Source organism: Bradyrhizobium sp. USDA 3315 (genome assembly GCF_054056795.1).
In genome coordinates, this window is record NZ_JBSRYP010000001.1 from 4,659,291 (window position 1) to 4,680,919 (window position 21,629).

At 62.5% G+C, this 21,629-nt stretch carries 24 protein-coding genes; 21 read left to right on the forward strand and 3 right to left on the reverse strand.

Features of this window, described 5'->3' with window-relative positions; genetic code table 11:
- Positions 1-21: 21 nt before the first annotated feature.
- Both ACVIYL_RS21430 and ACVIYL_RS21435 read right to left on the reverse strand, forming a co-directional pair.
- Positions 22-435 carry a hypothetical protein gene (locus tag ACVIYL_RS21430; RefSeq protein WP_456779629.1) on the reverse strand — a complete coding sequence of 138 codons (414 nt, stop codon included), beginning with the start codon at positions 433-435 and terminating at the stop codon, positions 22-24.
- A 154-nt stretch (positions 436-589) separates the two neighbouring features.
- A complete protein-coding gene (locus ACVIYL_RS21435) occupies positions 590-823 on the reverse strand; it encodes a helix-turn-helix domain-containing protein (protein ID WP_456779630.1) in 234 nt (77 codons plus the stop codon).
- A gap of 235 nt (positions 824-1,058) precedes the next feature.
- Here ACVIYL_RS21435 and ACVIYL_RS21440 point away from each other — a divergent pair, with 235 nt between their 5' ends.
- The 21 genes from ACVIYL_RS21440 (at position 1,059) to ACVIYL_RS21540 (ending at position 19,624) form a co-directional block, all read left to right on the forward strand.
- Positions 1,059-1,322, forward strand: a complete 264-nt coding sequence (locus ACVIYL_RS21440; protein WP_456779631.1) for a DUF2285 domain-containing protein — start codon at positions 1,059-1,061, stop codon at positions 1,320-1,322.
- Between the two features lie 137 nt (positions 1,323-1,459).
- The gene (locus ACVIYL_RS21445) at positions 1,460-1,669 is read left to right on the forward strand and encodes a transcriptional regulator domain-containing protein (RefSeq protein ID WP_456779632.1); all 210 of its coding nucleotides are present in this window, start codon (positions 1,460-1,462) and stop codon (positions 1,667-1,669) included.
- A 61-nt stretch (positions 1,670-1,730) separates the two neighbouring features.
- Positions 1,731-2,246 (forward strand): DUF2285 domain-containing protein, encoded by a 516-nt coding sequence (locus ACVIYL_RS21450; protein WP_456779633.1) that lies wholly within the window; start codon positions 1,731-1,733, stop codon positions 2,244-2,246.
- A 207-nt stretch (positions 2,247-2,453) separates the two neighbouring features.
- Positions 2,454-2,705, forward strand: a complete 252-nt coding sequence (locus ACVIYL_RS21455; protein WP_310882656.1) for a helix-turn-helix transcriptional regulator — start codon at positions 2,454-2,456, stop codon at positions 2,703-2,705.
- Between the two features lie 13 nt (positions 2,706-2,718).
- On the forward strand, positions 2,719-3,804 hold the full coding sequence (locus ACVIYL_RS21460) for a replication initiator protein A (RefSeq protein WP_456779634.1): 1,086 nt from the start codon (positions 2,719-2,721) through the stop codon (positions 3,802-3,804).
- Positions 3,801-4,439: a ParA family partition ATPase gene (gene parA, locus ACVIYL_RS21465; RefSeq protein WP_456779635.1), complete on the forward strand. Its 639-nt coding sequence runs from the start codon at positions 3,801-3,803 to the stop codon at positions 4,437-4,439. The genes ACVIYL_RS21460 and parA overlap by 4 nt, the downstream gene beginning before the upstream one ends.
- Positions 4,436-4,699, forward strand: a complete 264-nt coding sequence (locus ACVIYL_RS21470) for a ribbon-helix-helix protein (RefSeq protein ID WP_456779636.1) — start codon at positions 4,436-4,438, stop codon at positions 4,697-4,699. The genes parA and ACVIYL_RS21470 overlap by 4 nt, the downstream gene beginning before the upstream one ends.
- Positions 4,686-5,204 carry a DUF2840 domain-containing protein gene (locus tag ACVIYL_RS21475; RefSeq protein ID WP_456779637.1) on the forward strand — a complete coding sequence of 173 codons (519 nt, stop codon included), beginning with the start codon at positions 4,686-4,688 and terminating at the stop codon, positions 5,202-5,204. Before ACVIYL_RS21470 ends, ACVIYL_RS21475 begins: the two co-directional genes overlap by 14 nt.
- Entirely contained in the window at positions 5,201-5,746 is a 546-nt protein-coding gene (locus ACVIYL_RS21480) for a S26 family signal peptidase (protein WP_456779638.1), read from the forward strand. Before ACVIYL_RS21475 ends, ACVIYL_RS21480 begins: the two co-directional genes overlap by 4 nt.
- A gap of 36 nt (positions 5,747-5,782) precedes the next feature.
- Positions 5,783-6,118: a DUF736 domain-containing protein gene (locus ACVIYL_RS21485; protein ID WP_456779639.1), complete on the forward strand. Its 336-nt coding sequence runs from the start codon at positions 5,783-5,785 to the stop codon at positions 6,116-6,118.
- Positions 6,119-6,122: 4 nt separating this feature from the next.
- A complete protein-coding gene (locus ACVIYL_RS21490) occupies positions 6,123-7,031 on the forward strand; it encodes a lytic transglycosylase domain-containing protein (protein ID WP_456779640.1) in 909 nt (302 codons plus the stop codon).
- Positions 7,032-7,385: 354 nt separating this feature from the next.
- On the forward strand, positions 7,386-9,125 hold the full coding sequence (locus tag ACVIYL_RS21495; RefSeq protein ID WP_456779641.1) for a relaxase/mobilization nuclease domain-containing protein: 1,740 nt from the start codon (positions 7,386-7,388) through the stop codon (positions 9,123-9,125).
- Between the two features lie 45 nt (positions 9,126-9,170).
- A complete protein-coding gene (locus ACVIYL_RS21500) occupies positions 9,171-11,153 on the forward strand; it encodes a conjugal transfer protein TraG (RefSeq protein WP_456779642.1) in 1,983 nt (660 codons plus the stop codon).
- A gap of 7 nt (positions 11,154-11,160) precedes the next feature.
- Positions 11,161-11,592, forward strand: a complete 432-nt coding sequence (locus tag ACVIYL_RS21505) for a CopG family transcriptional regulator (RefSeq protein ID WP_456779643.1) — start codon at positions 11,161-11,163, stop codon at positions 11,590-11,592.
- 566 nt (positions 11,593-12,158) lie between these two features.
- Positions 12,159-13,268 (forward strand): dimethylsulfone monooxygenase SfnG, encoded by a 1,110-nt coding sequence (gene sfnG, locus ACVIYL_RS21510; RefSeq protein WP_456779644.1) that lies wholly within the window; start codon positions 12,159-12,161, stop codon positions 13,266-13,268.
- An 18-nt stretch (positions 13,269-13,286) separates the two neighbouring features.
- Positions 13,287-14,210, forward strand: coding sequence for an ABC transporter ATP-binding protein (locus ACVIYL_RS21515; RefSeq protein WP_456779645.1), 924 nt, complete (start codon positions 13,287-13,289; stop codon positions 14,208-14,210).
- A complete protein-coding gene (locus ACVIYL_RS21520) occupies positions 14,210-15,100 on the forward strand; it encodes a branched-chain amino acid ABC transporter permease (protein ID WP_456779646.1) in 891 nt (296 codons plus the stop codon). The genes ACVIYL_RS21515 and ACVIYL_RS21520 overlap by 1 nt, the downstream gene beginning before the upstream one ends.
- A 4-nt stretch (positions 15,101-15,104) precedes the next feature.
- Positions 15,105-16,166: a branched-chain amino acid ABC transporter permease gene (locus ACVIYL_RS21525; RefSeq protein WP_456779647.1), complete on the forward strand. Its 1,062-nt coding sequence runs from the start codon at positions 15,105-15,107 to the stop codon at positions 16,164-16,166.
- Between the two features lie 29 nt (positions 16,167-16,195).
- Positions 16,196-17,524, forward strand: a complete 1,329-nt coding sequence (locus ACVIYL_RS21530) for an ABC transporter substrate-binding protein (protein WP_456779648.1) — start codon at positions 16,196-16,198, stop codon at positions 17,522-17,524.
- Positions 17,525-17,590: 66 nt separating this feature from the next.
- Complete coding sequence (locus tag ACVIYL_RS21535; protein ID WP_456779649.1) at positions 17,591-18,394, forward strand: ABC transporter ATP-binding protein; 804 nt, start codon at positions 17,591-17,593, stop codon at positions 18,392-18,394.
- Between the two features lie 33 nt (positions 18,395-18,427).
- The gene (locus ACVIYL_RS21540; RefSeq protein WP_456779650.1) at positions 18,428-19,624 is read left to right on the forward strand and encodes an acyl-CoA dehydrogenase family protein; all 1,197 of its coding nucleotides are present in this window, start codon (positions 18,428-18,430) and stop codon (positions 19,622-19,624) included.
- Between the two features lie 382 nt (positions 19,625-20,006).
- On the opposite strand, the gene ACVIYL_RS21545 is transcribed toward ACVIYL_RS21540, so the two are convergent.
- Positions 20,007-21,131, reverse strand: coding sequence for a YopJ family acetyltransferase (locus ACVIYL_RS21545; RefSeq protein ID WP_456779651.1), 1,125 nt, complete (start codon positions 21,129-21,131; stop codon positions 20,007-20,009).
- Positions 21,132-21,629 lie beyond the last annotated feature (498 nt).

Here is a 21,629-nt window from a genome sequence, read left to right on the forward strand (position 1 = left end):
AGAGGGCGTAACAGATGCCGGTCAGCGCCCATGTGCCGGTTTGATCGGCCGTCTTTGATGGGCCTCTGCCACGCCATCGACGATGTCATCCCAGTCGGGACAAACTGCGATGAGTCGGTCTATCACCCTGGGGTCTCGGTCGATCTGGCCGAGCGCCTGAGCGCGCCATTGGTCGTTGAAACTTATGCTCATCAACCCCAGGCATTCGACGATCGAACTGTGGGGCGGCAAATGCTCCAACGTCGCCGTCACTATGCCGGTCCATTCTTGAATCAGACGCCAGCGCTCCGACTCGGCGCTGGTGTCCAACTTTTCTTGGAGCAGATCAACAAGTGCGCGGAAGCGAATTGGCCAGGGTTGGGGCCTGAGTTCCGCAACGTAGGCATCCACCACTTCGCGGATGTCGTCTGGCAAGTGCTCGTATAGCGTCGTCATAGCGCAGGCTCCGCTCTGCCAACCATTACCCTTCGGTCCTTCGAACAGAGCAACAACCGTCGGGCCAGAGCAAATCTACGCCCAAAGCCGATCATCTACCACGTTTAGGTGATTTCCAACGCACCAGCGCTGTGGCTTGACACAAACTCGCCTGTTATCGACCGCGAGTAGAATGAACCGTCGTCCGCTTAATGAGGTCGGTTGCTTCGACGCCTAGCGCCTTCGCGATCCGACCCAGCACCGTCACGCTGGCCGACACATCGGCGCGTTCGATTGAGCCGATGTAGCGGACGCTTAGTCCGGCGCCATCGGCCAATTCTTCCTGCGACATCTTCTTCACATGACGGATCCGACGCAGATTGATCGCCATGATCTCGTTGAGATCCATAGCGATAAGGGAACTCACACCGGAACGATCGTGCCAGGAACGATCGTTCCGATTCGTGGGGCGAAATACTAATCATAGGCTCCGTCCAAGGCCAGTTACCCGTCTACAGGGAGCACCGTGATGCGGTCTGCGCACCGCGGCGCGGCATTTCGCGGCTTGCCAAGTTCCACGGCAAGTGCAAGTTCCACGGTAAGTGAATGTCTAACGTTGTTTCGATCCTGAGGGGACGATCGCAATGAACGAAGCGCCATTCCAGGAACGGCCGCCACAGACCGATCGTGTGAACGCCTATGACGAGCAACATCTCGCGATCTATGTTCAATTATTAATGGCGGAAGAAGAGGGAGCCGACTGGCGTGAGGTCGTGCAGGTAATCTTCGGTCTCGATCCAGCTCGAGAACCCGAGCGTGCCAAAATCGTCCATGAGAGCCATCTCGCGCGCGCCCGATGGATGACGGAAGCTGGATATCGGTATTTGTTGGACCCGCGAATGCAGTGACCGAGGGGGCGATCGTCACACAAATTGTGGTCGTGCGTGATGCAACCTATGGGACTAGTTTGCCGGACCGTCTTTCCCGATCGTGGTGTGTCCCTCCTTGGGGAGGACAGAATAAGAAGAAAGCAGGAGGACACACCATGCCCACACAGCATTGGCGCTCGCCGGAGACGATTGAGCGCCTCAAGCGGCTCGAGCGCCCGGGCTTCGCCCTTGAGTTCCTGCGCCGCAACGCTGAGTACCGCCGCGACTTCGCCCGCACACAGCGCCAGATCGCGCGCGACGGCGTTGATCCCGAGACTGTCCGTGCCAGTCTTGCACGTCGTTGGGGGTTGCGATTTCGCCCATGACCCAGTTTCCCCGGTTGGGCATGAAGCAACCATATGGCTGCCCGAGGCATCACCCGGAATAGTGATCCTGGAACCTGCTCCGTCGAGCTTCAAAACCATCCATTCGATCGATCGCAATGCCTTCGGACTGCCGCTCGTCGAGCGGACGGATGCTGACGGTCGCGAACTGGTGATCGCCGACGGATCGGGTGAACTCCATGTCCGCTTGCAAGATGAGCAGGCCGCGCGCCGTCCCGCTGTGCTTCTGCCGCTCGACAGCATGGTCGAGTTGCGGCTTGACGTCGCGCTACACTTCATCCGCCGCCTTGGCGCCCAGCATATCGGTCTTTTGCCGGCGGCTCTGCGGCTAACGCCCTTTAAGAAGCGTCGATTGATTCAGCTCCTTCACGCCTTCGACGTGCATGAATCCGGCGGCAGCCCCAGAGACGTGGCAGCGGAAGTGCTCGCCTCCGACCACGCCCAGCGCCGTTCGGTCGAGTGGAAAGATTCGCATGCCCGCCGTGCTGCGAACCGTCTCATCCATGATTCGATTGCCCTGGTTGAGCGGGATTACCTGAAACTCCTGCGCGGCCTCTGACCGGCCCCTCGATCCCTCCAAGCGCGTCCGCATGATGAGGCCCACCAGCGCCCCGCCGGTAGCGCCCCGGTTTGCCTGGTTGCGACCGTGGGGGGACACGCATCTCCAAAAATTTTCGTCCACCCCCAACGCCTGAACTCTCCGCCACTCTGGCCCCGACATGCCGCGATTTGGCCGCGGCGCTTCGAGGCAAGACGGAGATCTCCCATGCTCGACCGGACCGCGCAGCTCTCCACGCGCTACGTGCGCACCCCTGAGGCCGCACGCCTCCTCGGCCTCTCGCCGCGCACGCTTGAGAAATACCGCTGCCATGGCAACGGCCCGACGTTCCGCAAGCTCGGAGGTCGCGTTGTCTACGCCGTTGGCGATCTCGAGGCCTGGGCAGATCAGGCTGCTTGCAGCTCGACCTCTGATCCCCGCTACGTCGAGGCCCGCGCCGCTGGCCACGCGCATCGCTAAGGCAGCGCTCGCCATGTCGTCGCGACACCTCATCATGCCCAGCGAGCGAAGCAAGCTCGATCCGTTCGTTGTCGCCACTGGTGACGCCAGCCCGCGCGATCAGCGCGACCTGATGGAACGGCCATTCTTCTCGCTTGCCAAGGCGAGGCGCACCCGGCCGATCCTCTACCAGGCCGGCGATGTACGTGTCGAAGTCTATGCAGTCCCTGAGCACGGTATGGCGACCATTTGGGACGCCGACGTGCTGATTTGGGCGGCGAGCCAGATCGTCGAGGCCGAGAACCTTGGTCTGAAGACCTCGCGCTTCCTGCGCTTCACGCCCTACCAGCTTCTGATCGCGGTCGGCCGACAGACCGGGGCGCGGGATTACAAGCTCTTGAAGGGGGCACTGGCCCGTCTGCAGGCGACCGTCATCCGTACCACCATCCGGCAGGGCGAGCATTGGCGGCGCCACCAATTCTCCTGGATCAATGAATGGGAGGAATGCGCGAGGCGCGACGGTCGCGTGGAAGGCATGGAATTTGTCCTCCCCGACTGGTTCTACCGCGGCGTCATCGATCGCTCCCTCGTCCTTGCAATCGATCCGGCCTACTTCCGCCTGACCGGCGGGATCGAGCGCTGGCTCTACCGCGTCGCGCGCAAGCATGCCGGACGACAGCCACGAGGATGGCTGTTTGAGATCGCGCACCTCCACAAGAAGTCCGGCAGCCTGGTGCGAGCCTCCGATTTCGCGCGGCAGATCCGGCTTATCGCCGCACGCCAACCACTCCCCGGCTACAGCTTGTACGTCGAACGCGAGGGCCGCCGTGAGCTGCTGCGCATTCTGCCGGCGAAGTTGTCCACCGCCCCTGTGGATGGCGCTGTGGACGAGCTCGGGACTTCGCACGCAATCCTTGTCGGGACTCCGCACGCAGCCCCGTCGGGACTTCGCACGCACGCATTAGAATCTAACTTAGATTCTAACCTGGAGTCTAACTGTTGTAGTGGGCCCGTGCGTCATGCGGATATCGCCGACGCGAGCGCTGAGCCGCCGTCAACCGCGCCCCCAAGCCAACAATCGCTGCCGCTTCTCGATCACAAGGCGGGAGGCAAGCGATGATTGTCGCACTGCTCAACCAGAAAGGCGGCGTCGGCAAGACGACACTCGCACTGCACCTCGCCGGCGAATGGGCGCTCCGCGGAAAGCGTGTAACGCTGCTCGATGCCGACCCCCAAGGCTCGGCATTGGACTGGTCGCAGCAGCGGGCGCGGGAGAACGTCTCGCCGCTATTCGGCGTTATTGGCCTCGCGCGGGATACACTCCATCGCGAGGCGCCTGAGATCGCGCGCACTGCCGATCATGTCGTCATTGACGGGCCGCCGCGCGTCGCCCGATTGATACGATCGGCGCTGCTGGCCGCTGACCTGGTGCTGATTCCTGTGCAGCCGTCGCCATTCGACGGCTGGGCGTCGGCGGAGATGCTGGCTTTGCTGCGCGAGGCTCGCATCTACCATCCGAAGCTCGCCGCTCGCTTCGTGCTCAATCGCTGCGATACGCGCACAGGCATCGCCCGCGCGACAGCGGAGACGCTCGCCGATCACGATCCGCCAGTGCTCGCCACCACGATCGGGCAGCGTGTTGTCTTTGCCGATGCCGCGCAGTCGGGTCGGCTCGTCTTCGAGTTTGCAGAGCAGAGCACAGCATCCGGCGAGATAACCGCGCTCGGCGCCGAAGTCGCGAGGCTCGCGCCATGAGCGGGCGCTCCTCCAAGCGCGGCTTCGCGTCGCGACCTGGCGATGCCGAAGGCTGGATCAAGGCCAGTGATGCGTCGCGGCGTCGCACAGATAACACAGTAGCATTGACCGCGCGCCTGACAATCGACGTCTCGCCGGCGCTGCGCGGCCGCATCAAGGTCGCCGCGTTCCAACGCGGCGTCACCGTCGCCGACATGCTGCGCGAATTGCTGGCGCGAGAGTTCCCACTGAGACCGGAGAGCCGTCATGAACGACACTGAGGCCTTGCCGCCGCGTGCCGTGCCGCCCTCGCATCGGCGGAGCGTTGCGCTCACCCATGTCGAGCTGACCTGGATCGAGAAGAGGATAGAGCATTGGCTTCGCTTCGGTCATCGGGCCGAGGAAAAGATTCTCGATCGCCGCCGCAGTGTTTCAAGTTTTGCGCCTGGCAGCATCTTCGGCTTCGTTCGCTGGGCATCGAACGACTATGGCACCGTGGTCTCGCGCATGGACATCGTGCGCGCCGTGGAGGCGGGCCAGCGCTATCAGACGCTGCCATTCGTCCGGCCCGGCGGCGAGATCCTGCTGCGCGTCGATAGCTGGCCGAAGGTCGAGCGCGTGTTGCAGGCGATCGATGCCATCGAGGCGCTCGCCATCAATCCAGCCGATGCCGCGCCCGATTACTGGCGGCATCTGCACAACCGTCTCGCCGCCGACCACGTGCCGCGCGCCTACACGCGCGAGCAGCATGTCGCGTGGCTCAAGCGCCGGAGCGTCACGCCATGACCCGATTTGGCTATGTCTTGGTGACGTACATTGCCGTGCTCGCTGCCGGTGGCTTGGCGTTCTCTCGTCCCGCGCCGAGGCTGGTTTGGAACGCCACGGCAAGCACGCCGAGAGGGCTCTACGCGCTGCATCCGGTAGGACGGCTGCATGACCTCGAATTGGTTCTGGTACGGCTCCCAGAGCCGATCGCGAAGTTTCTCGCCGATAGGGGCCTTCTTCCGAAAGGTGTGCCGTTGCTCAAGCATGTGATGGCGCTGCCGGGACAGACCGTGTGCCGGTCCGGCGATGCCATCACGGTCAATGCGGTCGATGTCGGTGCCGCACACGATCGCGACCATCTCGGCCGACCGCTGCCACGTTGGAGCGGTTGCACCACTCTCCAGCCGGGTGAGGTCTTCCTTATGAACCCGACCGTCCCGGATAGCCTGGACGGCCGCTATTTCGGCTCGCTGCCCGTCAGTTCGATCGTCGCGCGCGCGGTCCCGCTTTGGACCGATGAGGCCGCCGACGGTCGTTTCGTCTGGCGTGCCGCCACCCACTAACCCGCTTTCTCAACCCGCCAACCAAGGAGGTTTCCCATGGCGCAAATCGGTCAGTTCACCCGCGACAAGTCCGGCTTCACCGGGCGCATTCAAACGCTTTTCTTCGAGCGGATTCTCATCCTCACTCCAGCCGAATCCTCGGATGCCGAGAACGCGCCGGACTACCGCATCCGCCTCGGCGATGCCGATGGCCCGGAGATCGGCGCGGGCTGGAAACGGACCGGCGAGAAGGCCGGCGAGTACGTTTCGCTCATCATCGATGATCCCACGCTCCCGCGCCCGATCCGCGCCAATCTCTTCCAGTCGGGCGACGATAAATCGGCTTGGACGCTGAACTGGAATCGTCCGCCCCAGCGCGCCGAGCGGGATTGATTGCATGCAGGGTCCCGTCACGCGTGCCGCCGACAAGGCGCATCGAAGCTCCATCCTTTTGTTCGCGGCAAAGCCGTCTCATCCCTCCGTTCCGTGCAACCGTCGGCCGGCCGCCTCGCACAGCGGTGGTCAAACCAGCGGTCCGCGCGCACCGTCGGCGAGCAGCACGACACCTCGCCGTGATGGCGGAGCCACGGCGGGCCTTGCCGTTCTCCTCCTTACCGGCCTGCTGGTGATTGGCGGGTCAATGCCGGCAGTGTCAGCAGAGAAAGCGCCGGCGCGCGGTCAGCCGACGAACGATCGCTATGTTACTTTTGTGACGGAAGCCGCGCGGCGCTTTGGCATTCCGACCGCATGGATATGCGCCGTCATGCGGATCGAGAGCCACGGCGAGCGGCGCGCCGTTTCACCGAAAGGCGCGCTCGGCCTGATGCAACTGATGCCCAAGACCTGGGCGGACATGCGCGCTCGCTACAGTCTCGGGCGCGATCCCTTCGATCCCCGTGACAACATCCTCGCTGGTGCCGCCTTCCTTCGCGAGCTGCACGACCGCTACGGCTCGCCGGGCTTCCTTGCGGCCTACAATGCAGGGCCCGGCCGCTACGAGGAGTTTCGCGATAGACATCGTCCGCTGCCGGCCGAGACCGTCGCCTACGTCGCGGCCATCGTCCCTTTTGTCGATGCGGAGAAGGCACCAGGACCTCTTCTCCTCGCGGCCTCTTCTCGTTCATCCTGGACGCGGTCGCCGCTCTTTTTCGACCACGTTGACGCGCCGTCGTCTGTCGCGCGAGCGATACCCGATCGACCGGCGTACGACAGGCCGGCTGCCGTTCCCGTGCACGATCTCTCCGCGATTGCGCCGCAGTCGGAAGGCCTGTTCGTCGCGCTCTCGACAACGGGACGATCGCAATGACTGTGGGTCATGATCAACATCAGTACCCAGCGCGGTGCGGGCCTGCGAGCACCTATGCTGCGGAGATCTGGACATCCCGCGCGCGATGGCGGCTCGCCACCGCAATCCGTTACGAATTCTTGCTCAGGCGTGTCTTAGCGCATTGCTGCGAGGGAGAAAGAGCAGGCGAGGGAGACGAGCAGGCAACGACCGAACGAGGGCGAGATAAAAGGCCGCAACGTGCGGCTCGGTCGGTCGGTTGTTGTTGCTTTGTTTTTTCGTTGATCCGGCAATGTGGGGCTTCGGCACGCAATGTGCGTCCCACCATCAACTCATTGCAAGGATTCTCAATTTCGCACATTGCCGAGACTGGCCATGGCTGAGGAGAAGGAATTTCAGCCTCGGCCTGGCCGCATCCGCTCCTCGAGGAGCCAGCGGGCCAGGCCTTTCATCGCCCAGGCGCTTGCCGCCGCTCAGCGCGCTGGCGGCGTCGTTTCGCGAGCCGGCCATCTCACCAGCCATCGTCATTCGCGTTTCGGCCGCGGCCGGCTCGCCAGTGAACGGGCGAACCGTCTGCTCACGGGCCGCTCGCGTCTGGTGACGGTTAAGACCCGCGTCGTCCGTCATAAGGCGCGTTCTGCGTCGCTCGCCGCGCATCTCGGTTATCTCCGGCGCGAGGGCGTCACCCGGGACGGGGAGAAGGCCCGTCTGTTCGGCCCCGACACCGACGATGCCGATCCCAAGGCGTTCGGTGAGCGCTGCCAGAGTGACCGGCACCATTTCCGGTTCATCGTCTCGCCGGAGGACGCGGCCGATATGGCCGACCTCAAGGGCTTCGCGCGTGAACTGGTCGGCCAGATGGAGAGGGATTTTGGGACCAGGCTCGATTGGGTCGCCGTCGATCACTGGAATACCCAGCATCCACACGTCCACATCCTCGTACGCGGCATCGCTGAGGACGGCCAGGATCTCGTGATCTCCCGCGACTACATCAAGGAGGGGATGCGTGCTCGCGCGCAGGACCTGGTCACCCAGGAACTCGGACTGCGCTCCGATCTCGACATTCACCGCTCGCTCGAGAGCCAAGTTGAGGCCGAGCGCTGGACGCAGCTCGATCGACAGCTCGTTCGCGACGCGGGTCGGCATGGCGTCATCGACCTTGCGCCGAATCCGGCGCAGCAGCCCGATCAATTCCATGCCTTGAAGGTCGGCCGGCTGCGGCGCTTGGAGAGCCTTGGCCTTGCGCATCAACTCGGGCCCGGCCAATGGGTCATGGACGAGGCCGCCGAGACGACCTTGCGCGAGCTTGGCGAGCGCGGCGACATCATCAAACGCATCCATCGCAGCCTGACCGAACGCGGCATCGAGCGCGGGACCGCGAGCTACGTGCTATCAGGCGAAAGCCTCGATGTCCCCATCATCGGACGCCTCGTCGATCGCGGCCTCGATGACGAACTCAAGGCGACCGCCTATGCCGTGATCGACGGCGTCGATGGCCGTACTCACCATATCAAGTTGCCCGATCTCGACGCCGCCGGCGACAGCGCACCGGGGTCGATCGTCGAACTCCGCAAGTTCGACGACGCGCGAGGCCAGCGCCGCGTGGCATTGGCCGTCCGTTCCGATCTCTCGATCGAAGCGCAGGTGACGGCGAGCGGCGCGACATGGCTCGACCGGCAGGCCGTCGCGCGCGATCCGGTGGCGCTGGGCCAGGCCGGCTTCGGCGCCGAGGTCCGCGAGGCGATGGAACGACGGGCCGAGCACCTCATCGAGCAGAGTCTCGCCGAGCGCCAGGTACGTGGGGTGGTGTTCGCGAAGAACCTCATCGGCACGCTGCGGCACCGGGAGTTAGAGGCTCTCGGCCAGAAGCTCGTCGCCGAGACCGGCCGGCCGTTCAATCCGCCGGCCGCCGGCGAGTATGTCGCCGGCACCTATCGGCAGCGCTTCGCGCTCGCCTCCGGCCGCTTCGCGATGATCGACGATGGTCTCGGCTTCCAGCTCGTGCCGTGGACGCCCTCACTCGAAAAGCAACTTGGCCGGAATGTTTCCGGCGTCGTACGCGGCGATGGCGGCATCGATTGGGGTTTCGGACGCAACCGGGGGATCGGCCTGTGAGCCATCTCTCCCATCATCGAATTTAATAGAAGGAGGCGGCCGTCCATGTCCGCGACCAAAATACTCTGGGGGCAAGTCATCACTGTCTTAGTGATCGTCCTGCTGACGTTTTGGACGGCGACGGAGTGGACGGCCTGGCGGCTCGGCTTCCAACCTCAACTCGGACGACCCTGGTTCGAACTGTTTCATTTTCCCTTCTACCTGCCGCCCGCCTTCTTTTGGTGGTGGTATGCCTATGATGCCTATGCGCCAGATATCTTCATCGAGGGCGCCTATATCGCGGCATCCGGCGGCATCATCGCCGCCGCCGTCGCGATCGGCATGTCAGTCTGGCGCGCCCGCGAAGCGAAGGATGCCGAGACCTATGGCTCCGCACGTTGGGCTGAGGCGAAAGAGATCGAGCAGGCTGGTTTGCTCGGGCCTGACGGTGTGGTTATCGGCCGGTTCGAGCGCGCCTACCTCCGTCATGATGGGCCGGAGCATGTTCTGTGCTTCGCGCCAACCCGGAGCGGCAAGGGCGTCGGCCTCGTCATCCCGTCGCTGCTGACGTGGCCCGGCTCGGCGATCGTCCACGACATCAAGGGCGAGAACTGGCAGCTCACAGCTGGCTTTCGTGCCCGGCACGGCCGCGTTCTCCTGTTCGATCCGACCAATGCGAAGTCGTCAGCCTACAACCCTTTGCTGGAAGTCCGGCGCGGCGAGTGGGAGGTGCGCGATGTTCAAAATATCGCCGACATTCTGGTCGACCCGGAGGGCAGTCTCGAGAAGCGGAACCACTGGGAGAAGACTAGCCACGCGCTGCTGGTCGGCGCGATTCTTCACGTGCTCTATGCCGAGGAGGACAAGACGCTCGCCGGCGTCGCAGCCTTCCTGTCCGATCCCAAGCGGCCGATCGAATCGACGCTTGCCGCGATGATGCGGACGGCGCATCTCGGCGAGGCCGGCGTCCATCCCGTCGTCGCCTCCGCCGCGCGCGAACTGCTGAACAAGTCCGGCAATGAACGCTCCGGGGTCCTGAGCACCGCGATGTCGTTCCTCGGCCTCTACCGCGACCCGGTCGTGGCGGAGGTGACGCGGCGCTGCGACTGGCGGATCACCGACATCGTTGGCGGAGAGCGAACGACCACGCTTTACCTCGTCGTTCCGCCATCGGACATCAATCGTACCAAGCCGCTGATCCGGCTAATCCTCAACCAGATCGGCCGCCGCCTGACCGAGGATCTCCAGGCTAAGTCAGGCCGATGCCGGCTCCTCCTGATGCTCGACGAATTTCCTGCGCTCGGCCGGCTCGACTTCTTTGAGTCGGCGCTGGCCTTCATGGCGGGCTACCGCATCAAAAGCTTCCTGATCGCCCAGTCGCTGAATCAGATCGAGAAGGCCTACGGGCCAAACAACTCGATCCTCGACAACTGTCACGTCCGGGTCAGCTTCGCGACCAACGATGAAAGGACGGCGAAGCGGGTGTCCGATGCGCTGGGCATGGCAACTGAGATGAAGGCGATGAAGAACTATGCGGGCAGCCGGCTGGCACCTTGGCTCGGTCACCTCATGGTGTCGCGGTCGGAGACCCCCCGCCCGCTGCTCACCCCCGGCGAGATGATGCAACTGCCGCCATCAGATGAGATCGTCATGATGTCGGGGCTCCATCCGATCCGCGCCAAGAAGGCGCGCTATTACGAGGACGGACGCTTCCAGGAGCGCATCCTGGCGCCGCCGGCGCTCTCCAGACCCAATGGCAGCCGCCCGGACGATTGGAGTGCACGGCCACTGCCGCCTCGCCCCAAGGCGCCTCCGACGTCGACCGACGACCAGACCGACGTAGAGGATCCGAAGACCGCGGACCGCCGGCGGCAGCCAGAACTCGATCGAGACACCGTGGAACAAAAGGAGCCGCTCGATAACGAGTTCGCGCCTGACTTTGCCGACGAGCTCGATGAAGACGCCCCACGTAACAAGCGTATGAGCGACATGATGCAGGGCGTCGCGCGCCAGGCATCGCTCGATCCTGGCGACGATCTCGGATTGTGAGGCAGGCATGACCGCGCCGAAGAAGAAAGCCCAGATATCAGTTTATCTCGATCCGGAGGTCATGAAGACGCTGACGGCCTATGCCGCCCGGCGCGAGCAGTCGCTGTCGCTCATCGCCGAAGCCGCGATCGCGTCCTTCCTGTCACCGGACGCAGACGAGCGGCGGGAGGCTGCTATTGCCAAGCGACTAGATCAAGTCGATCGCCGCGTCGCGCGGCTCGAACGCGATATCGGGATCTCGGTCGAGACCCTGGCGCTGTTCGTTCGGTTCTGGCTTACGACGACACCACCACTCCCCGAGCCGGCTGCAAAGGCGGCGCGGGCGCAGGCGGCCGCGCGCTACGACAATTTTGTCGCGGCGCTCGGGCGACGGCTCAGTCAAGGGCCGAAGCTGCGGCAGGAAATCCTGGAGGATACTCAGAAGGCCGACTCGACATGAGATGACCGTCTCAATCGTCGGGACGGACAACAGCTACCCCGGTAGTAGAAAATTGTCTTGCGGCGGTAGTCTCGTGAAAGAGATAACTATCGACGCTTTCTTGACTCGTCGTCTCGCGAACGTCTGTGTGAGTGAAAGTTTTTGGGCGCGCCGCAACAAACGAACCGTCAGTTGCGAATCTAGAAAAATGAGTTTCCCAGACGCGATGAAAAAGAGTTGGTCTTGGACTCGCAAGCGCGTTTCTTCTCTGAGAGTATTGATCGTCAATCAATGGTGATTGAGAGAGGGGAGCGCAGATGATTTGCAATGCTCTCGTCGATGAGGCGGGAAGTTTTTGTACACTGGCGATGTCCTGTCGCGTCATGCGCGCGTCACTCTGTTGACGATCTCAATCCCTCGTTCCTGCGCTGACGCCGCAGATCGCGAATACATCTCTCCCTTGTAGCCTGGCATCCGACCCTAGCAATTGCGCCCTCGCTCGTCTGGAGCAGGGACGGATGCGATGTGCTGCCTGCTTCAAACCCAGCCGACCGTTCATCGCAAGACAATTCACGTGAGGTAACAGCATGACCACGAACAACACCCCCATCAAGTTCGCGTACTGGGTCCCGAACGTATCCGGCGGCCTTGTTATTTCGTCGATCGAGCAGCGAACCAGCTGGGACATCGACTACAATCGCAAGCTCGCGCAGATCGCGGAAAAGGCAGGCTTCGACTATGCGCTGAGTCAGATCCGTTTCACAGCGGGCTATGGAGCTGACAAGCAGCACGAATCCGTCGCCTTCTCGCACGCGCTGCTCGCCGCGACCGAAAAGCTCAAGGTGATCGCCGCTCTTCTGCCTGGGCCATGGAGTCCGGCGCTGGCCGCAAAGCAGATTGCAACGATCAGCCAACTGACCAATGCGCGCGTCGCAGTCAATATTGTGTCGGGCTGGTTCCGCGGTGAATTTCACGCCATCGGCGAGCCCTGGCTCGATCACGACGAGCGCTACCGCCGCTCCGAGGAGTTCATCAGCGCGTTGCGCGGGATCTGGACCGAGGAAAACTTCACGCTCAAGGGCGACTTCTATCGGTTCAACGACTATTCGTTGAAGCCAAAACCGCTCGATCCGCTGCCGGAGATCTTTCAAGGCGGCTCCTCGCGTGCGGCCCGTGACATGGCTGCCCGTGTGTCGGACTGGTATTTCACCAATGGCAATACGCCAGATGGCCTGAAAGCACAGGTCGACGATATCAGGGCCAAGGAAAAGACCTTTGGCGGAAAGAGCTGGCGAACCAAGGTCGGTATCAATGCGTTCGGCATTATCAGGCGAACGGAAAAGGAAGCTAGGGACGTCCTGCAGGAGATCCTTGATAAGGCGATCCCGGAAGCGGTGCACGGCTTCCACCATGAGGTCCAGAATGCTGGCAATGCCAGCCCCGAGCGTGAGGGCAATTGGGCCAAGTCTACCTTCCAGGATCTCGTCCAGTACAATGATGGCTTCCGCTCGAATCTGATCGGTACCCCGGCGCAGGTTGCCGAACGCATCATCGAGCTCAAGCATGCCGGCGCCGACCTGATCCTCCTCGGCTTCCTGCATTTCCAGGAAGAGGTCGAGTATTTCGGCAAGCACGTGATCCCGCTGGTGCGTGGGCTCGAAGCAAGCCGCTCGCCGCACGCCCAGGCGGCGGAATAGCTGGAGGCGGGGCGGCGCATGAGCCTGGTTGTGACATCGGGGGGCGACGCCCTTATCTTGGCGCGCGCGCATGAGCGTGCTGCCGAGGCCGCGCTGGAGGCGGGCGGCGCCCATCCAGCGGCCGAGGCGGCGGTGCTGGTTTCCAGCACCGCCGTGCCCGTGCTGCGCCTTGAGGGCATCTCGCTCAGCTTCGGCGGCGTTACCGCGCTGGATGCTATCGATCTGGCCGTCGCGAAGGGCGAGATCCGCGCCATCATCGGTCCGAACGGTGCCGGAAAGAGTTCGCTGCTCAACGTAGTCAGCGGGCTCTACCGTCCTGACCACGGCTTGGTGCGGCTCGGCAGTGAACGGTTCACGCATGTGCCGACGGCGCGCCTTGCAGCCCACGGCGTGGCGCGTACCTTCCAGAACCTTGCATTGTTCAAGGGGCTGCCAGTGCTCGACAACGTCATCATGGGCGTCGTGCACCGCAGGCAAGCCGGTTTCGTTCGGCAGATGCTGTCGACGCCGCAAGCGCGCCGCGAGGAAGCCGAGGCCCGTGCTGCCGCTGAGGAGGTGATCGCGTTTCTGCATCTTGATGCTGTCAAGCACCAGCTTGCCGGCGGTCTCCCCTACGGAATCCAAAAGCGAGTGGAACTCGCCAGAGCGCTGGTCGCACGGCCGCAGCTGTTGCTGCTGGATGAGCCGCTTGCCGGTGTCACCCTCGGCGAGAAGCAGGAGCTCGCGGCTCATGTGCGCAATGCGCGCAGTGCCTATGGCACCACCATCGTGCTGATCGAGCACGACATCGGTGTCGTCATGGGCTTGTCCGATCGGATCGCGGTTCTCGATTACGGCCGCAAGATCGCCGACGGCACCCCGGAAGAGGTGCGCTCCGACCAGACGGTGATCGACGCCTATCTTGGCGTTGCTCATGAGGGTGAGACGGAGCTCGTGATCTGATGTTCGACTACCAGTTCTTCATCGAGGTTCTCGTCGGCGGGCTGTTGTCCGGCGTCATGTACTCGCTGGTCGCGATCGGCTTCGTGCTGATCTACAAGACGTCCGGCGTCCTGAACTTCGCGCAAGGCGCGATGCTCTTGTTCGCGGCGCTCACTTTCGTGAGCCTGGTCGAACGGGGCGTGCCGTTCTGGTTGGCCCTCTCCGCCACGTTGGTGATCATGGTCGTGCTTGGCGTCACCGTCGAGCGCACGGTGCTGCGGCCGCTCGTCAACCAGTCGCCGATGACATTGTTCATGGCGACGCTCGGCCTGTCCTATGTGATCGAGGGAGCCGCGCAGCTCTTGTGGGGTACACAGGTCCACGGGCTCGATCTTGGCATCGACGATGTTCCCTTCGAGGTCGGCGGCGTGCTGATCAGCCAGTTCGACCTGTTCGCAGCGGCAATCGCGGGCGCACTGGTCACAGCCTTTGCGCTGTTCTTCCGTTACACCCGAACCGGCCTCGCGTTCCGCGCCGTCGCCGATGACCAGTTCGCGGCGCTAGCGGTGGGGCTACGGCTGTCGCGCGTCTGGGCGGCGGTATGGGCCGCGGCGGGCATCGTCGCGCTGGTCGCCGGCCTGTTGTGGGGCGCGCGACTGGGCGTCCAGTTCTCACTGTCGCTCGTCGTGCTCAAGGCGCTGCCGGTGCTGGTGCTCGGCGGATTCGACTCGGTCGCGGGAGCCATCGTTGGGGGCCTCCTGATCGGCGCAATCGAGAAACTGGCTGAGGTCTACGTCGGCCCCTTGTTCGGCGGCGGCATTGAGGCCTGGGCCGCCTATGTGGTGGCGCTCGGCTTCCTCCTGGTGCGTCCTTCCGGGCTGTTCGGCCAGAAATTGGTAGAAAGGGTCTGATCTGATGACGAGACCTGCTCGCTCGCTTGCCGCCGGCTGGCTTAGCCCCAATCATCTCGCTCCCGCAGTTCTTCTGATCCTAGCCTATGGCGTCATTCCGTTCGTAGGCTCCGATTATCTGCTCGATGCAGTGCTGACGCCGTTCCTTGCGCTCGCGCTTGCCGCGTTAGGGCTCAATCTGCTCACCGGCTATGCCGGCCAGGTCTCGCTCGGGTCGGCCGCGTTTCTCGCGGTCGGTGCCTATGCCGCCTACAATTTCAACCTGCGTCTGCATGACGTGCCGTTCCTGGTGAGCCTCGTAGCCGCGGGTTTTGTGGCGGCGGCGGTTGGGATCGTTTTCGGCCTGCCGAGCCTTCGGCTGCGCGGCTTCTACCTCGCGGTCTCGACGCTTGCGGCGCAGTTCTTCGTGCAGTGGGCCCTTACCAAGTTCGGCTGGTTTTCCAACGACAATCCGTCCGGCGTGATCGACGCTCCCCCGCTGGCGGTGGCGGGCATCACCTTCTCGGGCGCGGTCGGGCGCTACCTCTTTTCCCTGACCGTCGTCGTCATCGCGACGCTGCTCGCCATCCGCCTGTTGCGCTCGCAGATCGGTCGGAATTTCATTGCGCTGCGCGACCATGAGACGGCGGCCAAGGTGATCGGCGTGCCACTGCTCCGCACCAAGTTGCTCGCGTTCGGCGTCTCGTCGTTCATCATCGGAATCGCAGGGGTGCTGTGGGCGTTCGCCTATTTGCGCACAGTGGAGCCCGCAGGTTTCAACCTGGACCGTTCGTTCGAGATCCTCTTCATCATCATCATTGGCGGGCTGGCCTCGATCCGTGGCGCGTTCCTCGGTGCGGCATTCATGGTCGTGTTTCCGCTGTTGCTCTCGCGCCTCGGCGCAGCACTTCTCGGCGACGTCTTCGATTCCGGCGTGCTCGAGATGAGCCAGCGCATCGTTACCGGTGCGCTCATCATTGGCCTGTTGATCGCCGAACCGCGCGGCTTGATCGCGCTGGTCGATCGCCTCGCAGAACCGATCCTGCGCCGGTTTCCTGGTCCGCTTCCTCGCTCCACCCAGCCTTGAAAAGTCTCTCGAACCAAAGGACAAATGTCATGCGCTTACCAAGATCCCTTCGTGCTGCGGCGCTCGCCGTCGGCATCGGCCTCAGTGCTGCGCTGCCGGTCCACGCCGATGAGCAGTTCTTCCCGTTACAGAGCTACCGGGTCGGTCCGTACGCGGCCGGCGGCACTGGGTTTTTCGGCGGCTTCATCGACTATCTGAATCTCATCAATATCCGCGACGGCGGCGTCAACGGCGTCAAGCTGACCTGGGGGGAGGGCGAGACTCAGTATGAGGTCGAGCGCGGTGTCGAGGTCTATGAGCGATTGAAAAGCCACCCCGGCGTCGCGGCCTGGAATCCACTTTCCGTCGGCATCGCCTATGCGATGATCGATCGCATCACCAAAGACAAGGTGCCGCTCATCACTATCAACCACGGGCGGACTGATTCGACCGACGGGAGGGTCTTTCCTTACGTGTTTCCCCTGCTGCTCAATCCTTACAGCGAGACGTCCGGCATCGTGAACTACATGGCCTCGCGCGAGGGCGGCGCCGACGAGCTCAAGGGCAAGAAGATCGTCGTGCTCTATCACGGCTCGCCTTACGGCAAGGAGACGATCCCGATTTATAAGCTGCTCGCCGACAAGTATGGCTTCTCTCTTGAGCAGATCGAGGTGCCGCACCCCGGCAATGAACAGCAGTCGCAATGGCTGTCGATCCGGCGCGCCAAGCCGGACTATGTGGTACTGCGCGGCTGGGGTGTGATGAATCCCGTGGCGCTGAAGACGGCGCAAAAGGTTGGCTTCCCGGTCGATCACATCATCGGTAATGTTTGGTCGAATTCGGAAGAGGACGTTATTCCCGCCGGTGATGCGGCAAAGGGCTATGTCGCGATCACGACGCAGGCATCTGGCGCCGACTACCCGGTGCTGCAGGAGATCATCAAGACGGTCTACGGTGCAGGCAAGGGCAATCTCGACGATAAGAAGCGTATTGGCAGCGTCTATCACAACCTGGGCATCGTTAACGGCATTCTCAATGTCGAGGCGATCCGGATCGCGCAGCAGAAATTCGGCAAGCGGACGCTCACCGGCGACGAGGTGCGCTGGGGCTTCGAACATTTGCAGCTCGACCCGGCGCGTGTCGAGGCGCTGGGCGCCAAGGGCCTGTTCCATTCCATCAACGTGGCCTGGGACAATCACGAGGGTGACGGTCGCGTGACGTTCCAGCAGTGGGACGGCACCAAGTGGAAGGTCGTGTCGGATTGGATTGCACCCGACTGGGCGTTCCTGCGCCCAATCATCGAGAAATCCTCGGCGGCGTATGCGGCTGAGCACAACATCAAGATCCGCACCTCCGACGACGCGCCGGTCAGCCAGTAGCGGCATTCAAGACGGCTTGGGAGCGGGCAACGCCCGCTCCCGTCCGAGAAAATCGGGAGCATCGCAATGAGCGATCATCTTCTTGTGCTTGAAGGCCTGGCTGCGACCTACAACCATGCCATTCGCGCCCTGTCGGACGTCTCGCTCACGGTGCGACGAGGCGAGATCGTAGCACTCCTTGGCGCCAATGGCGCGGGTAAGTCGACGGCGCTGAAAGCGGTCTCCAATCTGTTGCATGCCGAGCGTGGCCAGGTCACCCGTGGCCGCATCGTGTTCGACGGGCAGGATGCCACCAGGCTCGCTTCCGCCGAACTGGTTCGACTGGGCCTGGTCCCGGTGCTGGAAGGCCGCCACTGCTTTCGTGGGCTCACCGTCGAGGAGAACCTCGTCGCCGGCGGCATCGGAGGCGGTTTGTCGCGACGCGAGATCGCTGCGGGGCTTGAGCGCGTCTACACATTGTTTCCGCGCCTGAAAGAGCGCCGGCGGTCCGCCTCGGGCCTCACCTCGGGCGGCGAGCAGCAGATGACGGCGATCGGTCGCGCCTTGATGGCGCACCCGCGGTTGTTGCTGCTGGACGAGCCCTCGATGGGCCTGGCCCCCCTCGTTGTCGAGGCGATCTTCAGCACGTTGAAGCGGCTTAACCGTGAGGAGGGATTGTCGATCCTGGTCGCCGAGCAAAACTCGACGGTGGCGCTACGTTATGCCGATCGTGCTGCCGTCCTCGACGGTGGATCGACGGTGTTGGCGGGCGACGCCGCGGACCTGCGCGGGCGCGCCGAAATCAAGGCGCTCTATCTCGGAAGTCCCGAGGAGAGCGCATCACATGTTGCCGCGTTACGCCGCCCGTCACCGGCCGATCATGCGGCTTGAATGGTTTCATCGAATAGACAGAGGAGAATACCCATGAGCAAGGACAATCTCGCGCGCGCCGCACAGGACGACATCTACACCCGCCTCGATGATGCGATCCAGAGCAGTGTCAAGCTCCATGCCGAGCGAAACGACATCGAAGGCCGCTTTCCAAGAGAAAATCTGCAAGCGCTAGCGGCGGCCGGCTGGACCGGGGTTCTCAATGAGCCGCGTTTCGACGGCCTAGGACTGAGCCATGGCGACTTCGCAGAGGCGGCCTATCGGATCGGCCAGCATGATGCTTCGACAGGCCTCGTCTATGTCATGCATGTCGGCGCGGTGCAGACGATCAACCTGTTCGGCAATGACGATCAGAAAGAGCGCTGGCTAAAGGCAAAGGGCGGCGCGCTGCTTGGTACCTACTCGACCAGCGAGCGAGCCTCTGGCGGACATTGGTGGTACAATTTCTCGGAAGCTGCGCGCGACGGCGGGAACTATGTCGTCAACGCAGAGAAGTCCTTCACGACGAGTTCCGGCCAGGCCGATTTTTACGTGGTGCAGACGCGCTCTCCCGGTGCCAAGGACCAGACCGACATCTCTTTCTTCATCGTCGACGGCAAGGCGCCTGGAATCGAAGCCGGCCCGTGGGAGGCGCTTGGGGTACGAGGAAATCACTCCGGCCCGATCCGTTACAAGGGCGTCAAGGTTCCCAGCCGCGACCGGCTGGGTGCCGAGGGACAGGGCAAGGAGATCATCTATGACGGCGTCTCCCCAGTGTACCTCATTGGCCTCGGTGCGGTGTGGGAAGGAGTGGCGCGCGGCGTCCTCAATGCGGCGGTCGCACACACCTCGAGCTTCGTTCACAGGGACAAGAACAAAAACCTATCGGACTATCAGGCCATCCGCCAGGAGCTCGGGGCTGCAAAGGTGCTCGTCGAGACCTTGCGTCCGTGGCGCAACGAGCTCGCCGCCAAGCTGGATGAGCTGTGGCGCGCTGGCAAGCCGCAGAGCGAGATCCTGATTCCGCTCACGGAATTCAAGGTTCATGCCGCAGAGGTTGCCAACAAGGTGGCCGCTGCGGCGCTGACGGTGACAGGCGGTTACGGCTATCGACGTGGGCCGATTGAACGGTCGTTTCGGGATGCACGTGCCGCCATCGCGATGGGTCCATCCAATGTGATTGCGCGGGATTGGATTGGAAAGTCGCTGGTCGGGTTGCCGCTCGAGCTGTTCTATGAGGGTGGAGAATAGGTAGGGACGATTCGCCGCTTTCGTCCCATCATCCGCTCTACCCGCAGACAGACTGTTGGTCTTTCTACACGTGGGAGATCGGGAGTGAAAGCAACGCGTGGAACGGGCTCCATGAGCGGCCTGCTTCCCTTGCCTTAGGCGGATGCGCAGGCTGACGGCATAGCTCACCTCATGATCGAATTTTATAAACCCGTCGACGTTTTTAGAGTCGTATATGCGGGTGACCGCTGTCCTTGCTCACCACGAGCAAGTCCGACTTGGCGTTGTGTGCTTCCTGGCTCCCGTGTGTCGTCAAGGACAACACCGTCAGATGTTCAGTGCACCCAGATCACTTACGGTAAATCCGTCCAAGCCTCGCCCCGAATTGACACGAAGAATCGTATCAGTCGGGCAATATCCGATCTAGCGCCGTGCGAATTTTGGTCGCTCTCGATGTCTCGATCGATGCGCTATATTGCCTGGAGTCTCGCTGGACAGCAAAGGCTTGGAGCCGTTCGGTCAACGACTCCGTTTTGGGATCGCGTCTGCTGGTGCTCAGGTCTTTTTCTTTGATGCCAGGTTGGTAGCTTGCGACCTCATCGATTACTCCGCTGGAGTGGGAGTGCTTGTAAAACAGCGCTGGAAGGAATCTCTCCCCGTGAAAGAGCTTTATTTCGGCATATTCCAGCATGGCGTCGGGTGAGGGCATGTAGTCGCTGGAGCGATCTCCCTCGTCGGCAATCGTCCCATGCCGATAAAGATTGTCATGCCAGTCATCGAAGGTCGACGACTTTTGGTATGCTGCTAGCGCAAATTGCATATCGAATATCACGCAATCAGCGAGAGATTTCTGCGCGCCAACCCCGATAAAGGCCCACTTCGGCTCCGTTCCCAGCTGGTGTAGCGATTCACGTCGCAATCTGAAGTACGGGGTCATGAAGTTGTAAAAGTTGGCCGGTTCCAGAACGATAACCGTCGGCGCTGCCCCCGCGCGGGTTCGAACATCAGCGGCAAAGTGGTGCTTCTCGCCGTCCGCCAACCGCACGACAGCTCGCCAAGCGCCATCCGACGATCGGTCAGCCAATGCCTCGAGAAACTTGGCTGGCGAGTCCATGTACTTAAGATTCAGCTCCGGGTAGCGCCGGTCATAGCTGTTCGCCAGGCGATCGATATTGTCGATATCGAGGGATAATAATTCCTCGTCGGGTTGTCTGTTGGCGGACAGATAGCGAGCAACTTGCTGACCGTATTCTGTGAGACCGGACGAAATTCCCGCCTGCTCTGCACGCTCGAGAGCTTGGCCAAGCAACTGGAGTTTTTCGTCAACGCGCGCTGGATGGGTGCGGCTAGACCCGGTTCCGCCGCCGACGCCCGAAGATGGTTCGGGCGAGTGCTGCTGTTCAATACTGGACCGAGGCGAACTCGATCGCACGGAATCCAGTCGAGTCGCAAACTCGGTTGCCTGGGCATGTTCATCGTCCTGAGAGCGCTCGTGCCGTACGGTCAGTCGTGAAATGCAGCCGCCCATATCTATGCTCCTTCGAACGAATCGCCCGATTGCGCGCGCCACGAAGTTCATCCGCAAAAGCTGCGTCGACATCGTCATTGCGCTGCATTGAGCGCCATCTTGGTGATCTGCGCAACAAATCACGGGCCGATGGAGAAGGTCGCCGAACTCGACAGGGTAGGCAAGCAATAGGCTGCGCCGCTCGATAGTAATCGAATAACGAGGTCGACGCTAGGGAATGAGACGTTCCGCAATATTCTCACCTCTTGATAGCGCGCGATTGGAGGGGCGATACCGCGAATGGGATCCTTCTGTCACGCAAGCGAGCTGCATTGGCCCGATCGCGATAGCTTGATCGTAGTAGAAGCGCGCCGCAGACGCTTGACGCCCAGCGCGTCAGCTTCTCGTCAGCTACCTCGCCCATCATGCTTCATAAGATTCAGGCCATTCGTCGGGCGCGCCTCGTTCGGCGCCGCATTCCGGTCAGGTCGTCTTCGATCTAGAAAGTATCTTTTCGCT

What these genes read in the sequence shown, in the direction of transcription:
- ACVIYL_RS21430 (WP_456779629.1), bottom strand. Translation starts at nt 435, where the DNA reads ATGACGACGCTATACGAGCACTTGCCAGACGACATCCGCGAAGTGGTG.
- ACVIYL_RS21435 (WP_456779630.1), bottom strand. Translation starts at nt 823, where the DNA reads ATGGATCTCAACGAGATCATGGCGATCAATCTGCGTCGGATCCGTCAT.
- ACVIYL_RS21440 (WP_456779631.1), top strand. Translation starts at nt 1,059, where the DNA reads ATGAACGAAGCGCCATTCCAGGAACGGCCGCCACAGACCGATCGTGTG.
- ACVIYL_RS21445 (WP_456779632.1), top strand. Translation starts at nt 1,460, where the DNA reads ATGCCCACACAGCATTGGCGCTCGCCGGAGACGATTGAGCGCCTCAAG.
- ACVIYL_RS21455 (WP_310882656.1), top strand. Translation starts at nt 2,454, where the DNA reads ATGCTCGACCGGACCGCGCAGCTCTCCACGCGCTACGTGCGCACCCCT.
- ACVIYL_RS21460 (WP_456779634.1), top strand. Translation starts at nt 2,719, where the DNA reads ATGTCGTCGCGACACCTCATCATGCCCAGCGAGCGAAGCAAGCTCGAT.
- parA (WP_456779635.1), top strand. Translation starts at nt 3,801, where the DNA reads ATGATTGTCGCACTGCTCAACCAGAAAGGCGGCGTCGGCAAGACGACA.
- ACVIYL_RS21470 (WP_456779636.1), top strand. Translation starts at nt 4,436, where the DNA reads ATGAGCGGGCGCTCCTCCAAGCGCGGCTTCGCGTCGCGACCTGGCGAT.
- ACVIYL_RS21475 (WP_456779637.1), top strand. Translation starts at nt 4,686, where the DNA reads ATGAACGACACTGAGGCCTTGCCGCCGCGTGCCGTGCCGCCCTCGCAT.
- ACVIYL_RS21480 (WP_456779638.1), top strand. Translation starts at nt 5,201, where the DNA reads ATGACCCGATTTGGCTATGTCTTGGTGACGTACATTGCCGTGCTCGCT.
- ACVIYL_RS21485 (WP_456779639.1), top strand. Translation starts at nt 5,783, where the DNA reads ATGGCGCAAATCGGTCAGTTCACCCGCGACAAGTCCGGCTTCACCGGG.
- ACVIYL_RS21490 (WP_456779640.1), top strand. Translation starts at nt 6,123, where the DNA reads ATGCAGGGTCCCGTCACGCGTGCCGCCGACAAGGCGCATCGAAGCTCC.
- ACVIYL_RS21495 (WP_456779641.1), top strand. Translation starts at nt 7,386, where the DNA reads ATGGCTGAGGAGAAGGAATTTCAGCCTCGGCCTGGCCGCATCCGCTCC.
- ACVIYL_RS21500 (WP_456779642.1), top strand. Translation starts at nt 9,171, where the DNA reads ATGTCCGCGACCAAAATACTCTGGGGGCAAGTCATCACTGTCTTAGTG.
- ACVIYL_RS21505 (WP_456779643.1), top strand. Translation starts at nt 11,161, where the DNA reads ATGACCGCGCCGAAGAAGAAAGCCCAGATATCAGTTTATCTCGATCCG.
- sfnG (WP_456779644.1), top strand. Translation starts at nt 12,159, where the DNA reads ATGACCACGAACAACACCCCCATCAAGTTCGCGTACTGGGTCCCGAAC.
- ACVIYL_RS21515 (WP_456779645.1), top strand. Translation starts at nt 13,287, where the DNA reads ATGAGCCTGGTTGTGACATCGGGGGGCGACGCCCTTATCTTGGCGCGC.
- ACVIYL_RS21520 (WP_456779646.1), top strand. Translation starts at nt 14,210, where the DNA reads ATGTTCGACTACCAGTTCTTCATCGAGGTTCTCGTCGGCGGGCTGTTG.
- ACVIYL_RS21525 (WP_456779647.1), top strand. Translation starts at nt 15,105, where the DNA reads ATGACGAGACCTGCTCGCTCGCTTGCCGCCGGCTGGCTTAGCCCCAAT.
- ACVIYL_RS21530 (WP_456779648.1), top strand. Translation starts at nt 16,196, where the DNA reads ATGCGCTTACCAAGATCCCTTCGTGCTGCGGCGCTCGCCGTCGGCATC.
- ACVIYL_RS21535 (WP_456779649.1), top strand. Translation starts at nt 17,591, where the DNA reads ATGAGCGATCATCTTCTTGTGCTTGAAGGCCTGGCTGCGACCTACAAC.
- ACVIYL_RS21540 (WP_456779650.1), top strand. Translation starts at nt 18,428, where the DNA reads ATGAGCAAGGACAATCTCGCGCGCGCCGCACAGGACGACATCTACACC.
- ACVIYL_RS21545 (WP_456779651.1), bottom strand. Translation starts at nt 21,131, where the DNA reads ATGGGCGGCTGCATTTCACGACTGACCGTACGGCACGAGCGCTCTCAG.